The following is a 9,907-nucleotide window of genomic DNA, read 5'->3' on the forward strand; positions in this document are numbered from 1 at the left end:
GTCAACCTAGTAGACTTACTAAGTCGTTCGTCGAATAACATCGATTCGACTCTCTCCTGTCGCAAATTTGCAAATAATTTGGGTACAATACATATATCAAGTTACTAAAGTTAAAAACAACCGTTATTTTACATAACTTATTTTATGTAATTCTATTCTTTGTTATATGTTTTACGGATAGCATCTTTGATGCTTTCAACTGTTGGAATCATTGCATTCTCTAGGTTTTGCGCATAAGGCATCGGCACATCTTCTCCTGCGCAACGACGGATTGGTGCATCTAGATAGTCAAATACTTCTGATTCTGAAATAATAGCTGAAATTTCACCGATATAGCCACTTGTTTTGTGGGCATCGTTGACCAGAACAACCTTACCAGTCTTCTTAACTGAGTTAATGATGATATCCTTATCAAGCGGAACAAGGGTACGTGGGTCCACAATTTCAACTGAAATGCCTTCTTCTGCTAATTCTTCAGCAGCTTGAACCACACGGCGAAGCATTTTTCCATAAGTAACAACTGTTACATCCGTACCTTCGCGTTTGATTTCCCCAACCCCAAGTGGGATCGTGTAGTCTGGATCAACTGGCACTTCCCCTTTTTGGTTAAATTCTGACTTGTACTCAAGAATGATAACAGGGTTATTATCACGGATAGAAGACTTAAGCAGTCCTTTCATGTCCGCAGGTGTTCCGGGTGCCACAACCTTAAGACCAGGAATGTGAGTAAACCAAGACTCTAAAGACTGAGAGTGCTGGGCGGCAGAACCTACCCCATTACCTGCTGCACAACGGACAGTCATTGGAACCTGACCTTTCCCACCAAACATGTAACGTGTTTTAGCTGCTTGGTTAACGATATTGTCCATGGCAATAACCGAGAAATCCATGAAGGTCATATCGACGATTGGACGAAGGCCTGTCATGGCTGCTCCGGCTGCTGCACCTGAGATGGCAGCTTCAGAAATCGGACAGTCACGAACGCGTTCTGGACCAAATTCTTCAAGCATTCCAACAGAAGTTCCGAAGTCTCCTCCGAAGACACCGACATCTTCTCCCATCAAGAACACATTTTCATCGCGACGCATTTCCTCAGACATAGCAAGGATAATGGTGTCACGGAAGGACATTGTTTTTGTTTCCATTTTATCTCTTTCTCCTTAGTCTGCGTAAATATCTTCAAATGCTGATTCAAGCGGTGGGAATGGACTTTCTTCCGCAAATTTAACAGAAGCTTCTACTTCTTCCTTGACTTGCGCTTGGATTTCTTCCAATTCTTCGGCACTTGCAATAGTGTTTTCAATGAGGTACTTGCGAAGGTTTTCGATCGGGTCTTTTTGTTTCCACAATTCCACTTCTTCACGCGTACGATATTTACCAGGGTCAGATGATGAGTGACCAAGCCAGCGGTAAGTGACACTTTCAATCAAGACTGGACCATTGCCACTGCGAACATGATCTACAGCTTTCTTAAATCCTTCATAGACATCGATGACATTGTTACCGTCTTCGATGAACATTCCAGGAATTCCATAAGCGGCGCTACGTTGATGGATATGTTCTACATTGGTCATTTTCTTGATATCCGCAGAGATACCGTAACCGTTGTTAATGCAATAGAAAATGACTGGCAGGTTCCAGATAGAAGCCATGTTCACTGCTTCGTGGAAAACACCTTCGTTGGTCGCACCATCTCCAAAGAAGCAGACAACGATTTTTCCGGTATTTTTCATTTGCTGACTGAGGGCTGCACCAACAGCGATTCCCATACCACCACCTACAATACCATTGGCACCAAGGTTCCCAGCATCAAGATCGGCAATATGCATAGAACCACCTTTACCTTTACAGGTTCCAGTGTATTTTCCAAGGATTTCAGCCATCATTCCGTTGAGGTCAATCCCTTTGGCAATAGCTTGTCCATGACCACGGTGATTTGAGGTAATCAGATCATCTGGATTGAGAGCCAACATAGCCCCCACGTTAGCTGCCTCTTCTCCAACAGAAAAGTGCGTCATTCCTGGCACTTTCCCTTTCTTTACTAATTGCGCAATTTTTAAGTCCATACGACGGATTTCTTCCATCTTTCGGAACATCTCTAGCAAAAGATTTTTATCTAAAGTTGACATCTTCTTGCCTTTCTAACTTTCTTCTTACCTTACTATTTTACCGTTTTTGGAAAAAACTGTCAAAGTTTTTCTAAAGAAAATTTCACAAAATAAAAAAGAAAACCCCATGAAAACAAGGGATTTTCTTATAAAGAATATTTTTTCACAAACTTTTTATCGTTTGAATTTTGCTAAAAATTCAAATTTCTTCATAATCACTGTCAAACGCCAACGGTAGAGCGCCCCACTCACGATTAGACTAATAATCAAACCAATCCAGTAAGAATAAGCTCCAAAATCTGTTAGAGAGTCGAATACCATAGCTACTGGGAGTGTCACCCCCCAGTAACCAATCAAACCAAGGTAAAAAGGAATAACGGTATCCTTATAGCCCCGTAAAATTCCCTGGAGCGGTGCCGCAAAGGTATCTGCTAACTGAAAGAAAAGACTATAAGTTAAAAAGCGCGCTGTCAAATTGATGAATTCTGGGTCGTTACCATAAAGACTGGCCACATTTCCTCTAAAGATATAAAGGAAGGTTAAGGTGAAGGCCGCAAAAATGAGGGCAGTCCATCTTCCTAGACCAATATAGGTTTTAGCATCATCAAATCGCTTGGCTCCCACTTCATAGGAAACAACAATAGCCATAGCCGATGAGATACTCATAGGAAAGGCGTACATAAGACTTGAAAAATTCATAGCTGACTGGTGACTAGCAATAATCAAGGATGAGAACTTCGCCATAATCAAACCAACCACGGAGAAGATAGCCACTTCCGCAAAGACAGTCCCCCCAATAGGAAGACCTAAGCGAACCCCTTCATTAATTTTATCCATATTAAGTGGAATGCGTTTCTCAAGATGTAGGGCTTTGAGCTTCTCCTGTTTAAATAAAACCAGAACAGAAATTCCAAGCAAGACCCAATAAGCCAAGGAAGTACCTAAACCAGAACCAGCACCTCCCAGTTCTGGAACACCAAAAGCTCCGAAAATCAAGAGATAATTAAATCCACTATTGAGAGGAAGCAACAAAAGCATGAGATACATGGACAGCTTGGTCAACCCCAGCGAATCCAGCAAGGAGCGAATGACACTAAAGAGCAACAAGGGGATAATCCCGATAGATAAAAACCAGAGATAGCGAACCGCTACTACCGCCACTGGTGCTTCTAGTCCAATATGATTCAAGATTGGTGGTGCCAAGAAAAGTACCATCCCCAGCAAGACCACAGATAGACCCAAGGCCAGATAGATAAACTGGTAAAAATCAGACGCAACCTCTTCCTTTTTGTCTCGACCAAGATGGTGACCAATGATGGGCACCAGGGCTGACACAATCCCTGTCAGGAATGTAAAGAAGGGGTTCCAGATACTGGTTGCCATAGACACACCAGCCAAGTCCATGGTATTGTATTGACCAGTCATAGTCGTATCAACAAAGGAGGCAGAATAATTGGCAAATTGATAAATCAGGATAGGGAAAAATATCTTTAAAAATAAGATAAACTTGTCTTTAAAATGATGGGTTTGGTACATATAGGCTCTCTATTCTTTTTGTTTACAGAGCAGACTCCCACCTAGTTTTGATAGACAATTTGTCCCTCACAGATGGTATATTTAACCTGCCCTTTTAAGCTTTCACCGATGAATGGTGAATTAGCTGCTTTCGAAGCAAAATGGGAGTCCACAAGACGGTCAGCCTTGGCATCAAAAATAGTGATATCTGCTGGACCATTCTCAGCCAAGTAACCTGCTTCAAAGTTATAAAGTTTGGCTGGGTTATATGTCATTTTTTCAAGTAATTCCATCAAGCTTAACTCACCAGCTTCGACCAAATAGGTCAAGCCAAGAGATAGGGATGTTTCCAAACCTGTCATACCAGATGGCGCTTTGGTAATATCCTCAACATTTTTTTCATCCGCATGGTGAGGCGCGTGGTCTGTCGCAATAACTGTGATGACGCCTGATTTAAGACCCTCGATAACAGCACGACGGTCTGATTCCAAACGAAGTGGCGGATTCATCTTAGCATTGCTACCTTGAGTCAAAAGAAGTGCTTCTGTCTTAGAGAAATGCTGTGGCGCTACTTCTGCTGTGACTTGCGCACCCAAACCTTGAGCAAACTCCACTACTTTAACACTTTCTCCCTTAGACAAATGCTGAATATGGACATGAGCCTTAGTTGCATAGGCAATCATGACATCACGCGCCATCATAGCATACTCAGCCACCCCAGTCGCACCGCAGATATGGAAATGTTCTTTAGCGATATTTTCATTAAAGCCAAGAATCCCATTCAAACCTGGATCTTCCTCATGAAGACTAATAAAGGTATTAAGCTTTTTAGCTTCCTCCATGGCTTCCTTGACAACTTTACTACTTTCAAGCGGAATACCGTCATCAGAGAAACCAACCGCACCTGCTTCTAAGAGTGCCTTGAAGTCAGTCAAGTCTTGGCCATTAAAGTTCTTAGTAATGGTTGCAACCGTCTTAACATTAATCTTCTCTTTAGAAGCTGACTGAAGAACTTCTTGCAAAGTCTCCACGTCTGAAATAGTTGGACTGGTATTAGCCATCATGACGACAGTTGTAAAACCACCTGCAGCGGCTGCTAGGGCACCAGTATGAATGTCTTCTTTATGTGTTTGTCCCGGTTCACGGAAATGAACATGGATATCGACCAAGCCAGGAGCAACTACAAGACCAGTAGCATCAATTATTTCTGCTCCTTCTTCCTTGACCTCAGGCGCAATTTTGATAATTTTCCCATCTTGAACTAAGACATCACACACTTGATCCAAACCAGACTTGGGATCCATTACACGACCATTTTTGATTAGTAGCATCTGCTTTCTCCTTTATTCATAGAAATCAACTTGGGTATCCAACAATTTATCCCCATCATAAACAAACTTGGCTGAAAAGAAGGGCTTATCTTCTAAAAGCCACCCAACAAAGGTATGGTCACCTTCCCAAGTCGGCTTGCTCAAAACCTCATCATAGGGAACCCATTCCAGCGTTCCCTCGTTGCAGTCAATCAAGTCGCCCTCAAACTCCGTCACCTTAAAAACATAGGTATACCAGTCTAAATCTGGCGTGAATTCAGGAAAAGTGATAACACCTTTTAGAACTGGTTTGGCTTTGAGCCCTGTTTCTTCAAGGATTTCACGCGCTGCACATTCCTGAGGCGTCTCTCCTCGCTCTAGCTTACCACCCACACCAATCCATTTCCCTTCATGAACATCATTGGGTTTCTTATTACGGTGAAGCATGAGCAGTTCTTTCCCGTTATCAATGTAGCAAATTGTCGCTAACTGAGGCATATTTTCTCCTTATCTAAGCCAATCGATTGGCTCTTGTCCTGTCTCTTTTAAGAATGCATTGGCTTTGGAAAAAGGCTTGGAACCCCAAAATCCTCTATAAACCGACAAAGGACTGGGATGGGCTGATTCGATAATCAAGTGATGAGGATTGGTAACTAAGGCCTTCTTCCTGCGTGCATAAGTTCCCCAGAGTATAAAGACTACTGGTTTATCTAGATGATTGACCACCTGAATCACAGCGTCAGTAAACGGCTCCCATATCTGACCAGCATGACCATTCGCCTTACCAGCAGGAACCGTCAAACAAGCATTAAGAAGTAAGACTCCTTGCTCAGCCCAAGTTGTCAAATCATGAGATTTCTTAACTCCAATGTCATCTGACAATTCTTGCAAGATATTTTGCAAGGATGGCGGAGCTGGGATAGAGTCCGGTACAGAAAAACTCAAGCCCTGCGCTTGACCTGGCCCGTGATAGGGATCTTGCCCTAGAATCACCACCTTAACTTCTTCAAGCGGTGTTGTCAAGAGAGTCTGAAAAACCTTTTCCTTAGGTGGATAAACAGCTCCCTGAGCATAGACCTGCTCCATAAACTGATTGATTTTCCCAAAATAACCCTCAGGTAATTGCTCCTTAATCAAAGCATGCCAAGACGAGTGTTCCATAGCCGACTCCTTTGTTTTTACTGCCTCTATTATAGCAAAAAGTGGCTATCTAAACCACTTTTTACAGTTTATCTAAGCAATCCAGCAAGTCTTGGTAAGAATGGATTTCGTAAGTCGGCTGGGCTTGTGTGTGATTTTTGAGGTGATGAGGATTGTACCAAATCGTGCCAATCCCAGCATTATTGCCACCTTGAATGTCAGCTGTCAGGGAATCTCCAATCATCAGCGTCTTTTCTTTGCGAAAACCTTCAATCTGCTGACCGATTTTTTCATAAAAGATAGCATCTGGTTTTTGTGTTTGCAACTGTTCAGAGATAAAGACTTGATTAAAATAAGGTGCCAGACCAGATTGAGCCAAACGTCCCGTCTGAATAGCAGTAATCTCATTTGTCGCAGCATACAAGTCATAATCACGTTCAATGAGGCTATCCAAGAGTTCATGAGCACCTGAAAGAGTTTGTCCCTGCTGGGCGAGGTAAAATTGGTAACGCTGGGCTAGAAAACTACCGTCTTTTTCCTGTCCAAAATGAGCAAATAAACGAGAAAAACGCGTGTTAACCAGCTCTTGTTTACTGATTTTCTTTTGCTCCAAGTCCTTCCAGAGAGCCTTGTTCATAGGAACGTAATAGTCTTTATAAGCCTGAATATCCGCAACTCCTTCTTCTTTTAGAAGTTGGGTCAAAGCCACATCCTCAGCAGCATCAAAATCAAGCAAGGTGTGGTCGAGATCGAAGAGTAGAAATTTGTAGGACAATTTGAGAGTTTTCCTTTCTAAGATAAACAACTTTCACTTCAGCCAGTTGTTTAATGTAAAAACTTAAAAGTGGTAAAGTATAACAAAAATAATAGTTCCAATTGATTAACTAACACATACTATTCTGGTGAATTATAAAAAAATCTTCTATAAATTCGAGCAATAGTTAAAATAGCTACAAATATGATTCCCAAAATAGATAATACTATTTTCACAAAACTCATTTCAGAGCCTATTACATAGATATGAAAAAGAGGGGCTAGTCCTACACATAGAGACAATAGATAACTACTAAATCTTATCTCACCAATTCCTGCAAAAAAATGTTTCATTTTAAATATTCTCCTTTGAAGCCCCTAATGATTAAAAATAATGACTGCTTAAAATTAAACAGCTCTAAAATCTAAATATTTGTCAGAGATAAGCTATACTAAGATTATTTTTTAAGCACAACCTTCTTGCTCTTATGGTTTAATTATATTATAACACTATAAAATTTTCAATTTAATTGATATTTACCATTTAATCATATTCGATGAGTTGTATTTTACAGATTAATATTATTTAGCATTCTTTTTAGTCACTTTTTAATTCTCAAATTCCCTTTGTTTATACAACCATAATATTATTGAAAAACAACTTAAGATTAAAGATTTTCATCCTCTTTTTATTCTGGTAGCACTACACACTCAACTCAAACAACTTATAAAACTCACCTCTCCTATCCATCAAGTCACAAAAAGAACCATCTTCAACAATGACGCCTGCTTTCATAAAGAGAATTCTATCGTATCTTTTCAAAATGTTTTCATTCAACTTGTGGGTTACTACAAGTGCAGTCAAATTTTGAATATCCAAGATTGAACTTTCAATTTCAGTAGTTACTTGATTATCCAAAGACGAAGTAGCCTCATCCAATAATAAGATTGGTGTTTTTCGAATCAAGGCACGCGCAATACTAACTCTTTGTTTTTGTCCGCCAGATAAATTTGATCCATTCTCTCCACATAAAGCTTGTAAACCAGATTCATTATCTAAAACATAACTTTCTAAACCTGACTGCTGGACAGCTTGCCTAATTTCCTCATCAGTGAAGAATTGATTAAGAGTAATATTTGCTCTTAAAGTATCATCAAAGATATAAACATCTTGCTGAACAATAGTCATTAAGTTATAAAGGCTCTCTGCTGAAATAGCTTGCAAATCTTGATTATCAATTGAGATATACCCACTTGTTACATCATAGAAACGCAGTAATAGATTGAGTAAAGTTGATTTTCCACTACCTGACATACCTACTATTGCAATTTTTTCCCCCTTTTTGATCTGCAAAGATAAATTATTAAAAATCTTTTTCTCAGCATTAGGGTAGAAAAAATCTACGTTTGAAAAAGAAATGACATCATCAAAATATTCTTTCGTTTTACCAGTTTGAAGTTCGATTACATCTTTTACCTCAAATGAATTCAGTGTAGCCTGACCTTCGCGGAATTTACTCATTCCCATACCAATTTCATTTAGTGGCATTACTACAAAATTGACTAGTTGAACAATAGCTGTAACACTCCCGATTGTGGTATGCCCACCGAAGACCAGATACATTCCTCCACCAAAGGCTACTAAAAAAACAATCATCCCTGAAAGTTGAGAAATAACATTAGATAAAACATCAAATTTTCCTTTGATGAAATATATCTCATCCAATTTTTCGCTTTCGTTTTTGTAATCTTGACGGATAGCCTCTTTCACATTAAAACTCTTTATAACTAGAAACCCTGCTAAAATATCTTTAACCTTAGCTAAATATTTCTGATCGGATATTATAGAAATATTTTGTAGAGAGGCTGATTTTTGTCCAATAAATCCTGAAATCATCATAGGAATAATGCTAGCAATGATAACTAATAAGGTCAAAAACCAATTACCTATAAACATGGCTACTAGTGAGAAAATCATTAAGGAAATATTTTTTGAAATATTAAAATACTGGTGCAAATAATCCTGCTCAATTTTCTTCATGTTCTCAGTTAATATTGAAATAAATTTCCCTGATTTTTCCTTAGAAAATTCTCTATAATCGCTATCTAAAATAGATTTAAACACCTTATTTTTGTATCTTGACATAATCTGCCTAACAAGTTTATTTCTTAATCGAAGGGATATAAAATTAAGACTGGCATAGATAAATATTACGATAGCACCTATTAGTATCGCTTGGGTTAGAGCTTCCCTATTTTGGGACATTCCACTATCAATTATAATTTTAATAGAATAAGCAAAAGCAATATTAGTTAAAGGAACTAGTATATTAAAAATCATGAAAGTATAAAAAGACTTCTTATGGTACTTTGTCAATTGTTTCATTCCTAATCTACCTCATAATTCTTAAATTTCATTTAGAAAATGTGACATAAAATATTCTTCTAAGTCAATATTCTCTCTCCTAATCTCTTTCATAGAGACTTGTTCTAGCATTTCTCCATTTTTGATAAAACCAATTTTATCTGCTATCTGTGAAATTTCCGATAATATATGACTCGATATTAGTATTGTAATTCCATGTTCCTTTGAAAGCGACAACAAAAGATTTCGAATTTCTTGAATTCCTATTGGATCTAAACCATTGATTGGCTCATCTAAAATTAACAATTTAGGTTTTGTTAGAAAAGCCCGAGCTAAACCAAGCCTTTGCCTCATTCCTAACGAAAAATCTTTTACTTTTTTAGTCGTATTTTTTAATCCGACCATCCTTAAGGCTCTTATTATATCTGATTCGGTAATATTTTTCCTCATATATTGCGCGTGAATTTCCAAAATTTCTTTTGCTGTGAGGTTTTCATAAAAAATTGGTGTTTCAATAACACTTCCAACTTGACTTAGAATCTCCTCTCTGTGATCTTGTAAATTTTTTCCAAAGATTTCAATACTACCAGATGTAACAGTTGATAAGGATAACATGCATTTCATTAAAGTTGTTTTCCCTGCGCCATTTGGTCCTAAAAATCCATAGATTTCTCCTTCAGCAATTTGAAGGTTGATACCACTTAAAATTTCTTCTT

General features: G+C 38.7%; 10 protein-coding genes. All 10 read right to left on the bottom strand.

What is annotated here, in order from left to right:
- Positions 1-152: 152 nt before the first annotated feature.
- Entirely contained in the window at positions 153-1,145 is a 993-nt protein-coding gene (locus PAN06_RS11320; RefSeq protein WP_269796351.1) for an alpha-ketoacid dehydrogenase subunit beta, read from the bottom strand.
- Between the two features lie 15 nt (positions 1,146-1,160).
- Complete coding sequence (locus tag PAN06_RS11325) at positions 1,161-2,129, bottom strand: thiamine pyrophosphate-dependent dehydrogenase E1 component subunit alpha (protein ID WP_269796352.1); 969 nt, start codon at positions 2,127-2,129, stop codon at positions 1,161-1,163.
- Between the two features lie 153 nt (positions 2,130-2,282).
- Positions 2,283-3,644, bottom strand: a complete 1,362-nt coding sequence (locus tag PAN06_RS11330) for an MATE family efflux transporter (protein ID WP_269796353.1) — start codon at positions 3,642-3,644, stop codon at positions 2,283-2,285.
- Between the two features lie 41 nt (positions 3,645-3,685).
- Positions 3,686-4,954 (bottom strand): dihydroorotase, encoded by a 1,269-nt coding sequence (locus PAN06_RS11335; RefSeq protein WP_269796354.1) that lies wholly within the window; start codon positions 4,952-4,954, stop codon positions 3,686-3,688.
- Positions 4,955-4,966: 12 nt separating this feature from the next.
- The gene (locus PAN06_RS11340) at positions 4,967-5,431 is read right to left on the bottom strand and encodes an 8-oxo-dGTP diphosphatase (RefSeq protein ID WP_001135770.1); all 465 of its coding nucleotides are present in this window, start codon (positions 5,429-5,431) and stop codon (positions 4,967-4,969) included.
- Positions 5,432-5,440: 9 nt separating this feature from the next.
- Positions 5,441-6,094 carry a uracil-DNA glycosylase gene (locus tag PAN06_RS11345; protein ID WP_269796355.1) on the bottom strand — a complete coding sequence of 218 codons (654 nt, stop codon included), beginning with the start codon at positions 6,092-6,094 and terminating at the stop codon, positions 5,441-5,443.
- Between the two features lie 61 nt (positions 6,095-6,155).
- Positions 6,156-6,848: a YjjG family noncanonical pyrimidine nucleotidase gene (locus tag PAN06_RS11350; RefSeq protein WP_269796356.1), complete on the bottom strand. Its 693-nt coding sequence runs from the start codon at positions 6,846-6,848 to the stop codon at positions 6,156-6,158.
- 119 nt (positions 6,849-6,967) lie between these two features.
- Entirely contained in the window at positions 6,968-7,180 is a 213-nt protein-coding gene (locus tag PAN06_RS11355; RefSeq protein WP_125456792.1) for a hypothetical protein, read from the bottom strand.
- 349 nt (positions 7,181-7,529) lie between these two features.
- Positions 7,530-9,212: an ABC transporter ATP-binding protein gene (locus tag PAN06_RS11360; protein ID WP_049510721.1), complete on the bottom strand. Its 1,683-nt coding sequence runs from the start codon at positions 9,210-9,212 to the stop codon at positions 7,530-7,532.
- Between the two features lie 21 nt (positions 9,213-9,233).
- Positions 9,234-9,907, bottom strand: a 674-nt coding sequence (locus PAN06_RS11365; protein ID WP_269796357.1) for an ATP-binding cassette domain-containing protein, incomplete at its 5' end; no start/stop codon positions are given.

The sequence above is a fragment of the Streptococcus sp. SM3 genome (assembly GCF_027497875.1).

Bases quoted from the DNA above. Each gene is read 5' to 3' on its own strand.
- PAN06_RS11330 (WP_269796353.1), bottom strand. From the start codon at position 3,644: ATGTACCAAACCCATCATTTTAAAGACAAGTTTATCTTATTTTTAAAG.
- PAN06_RS11360 (WP_049510721.1), bottom strand. From the start codon at position 9,212: ATGAAACAATTGACAAAGTACCATAAGAAGTCTTTTTATACTTTCATG.
- PAN06_RS11355 (WP_125456792.1), bottom strand. From the start codon at position 7,180: ATGAAACATTTTTTTGCAGGAATTGGTGAGATAAGATTTAGTAGTTAT.
- PAN06_RS11320 (WP_269796351.1), bottom strand. From the start codon at position 1,145: ATGGAAACAAAAACAATGTCCTTCCGTGACACCATTATCCTTGCTATG.
- PAN06_RS11340 (WP_001135770.1), bottom strand. From the start codon at position 5,431: ATGCCTCAGTTAGCGACAATTTGCTACATTGATAACGGGAAAGAACTG.
- PAN06_RS11325 (WP_269796352.1), bottom strand. From the start codon at position 2,129: ATGTCAACTTTAGATAAAAATCTTTTGCTAGAGATGTTCCGAAAGATG.
- PAN06_RS11345 (WP_269796355.1), bottom strand. From the start codon at position 6,094: ATGGAACACTCGTCTTGGCATGCTTTGATTAAGGAGCAATTACCTGAG.
- PAN06_RS11335 (WP_269796354.1), bottom strand. From the start codon at position 4,954: ATGCTACTAATCAAAAATGGTCGTGTAATGGATCCCAAGTCTGGTTTG.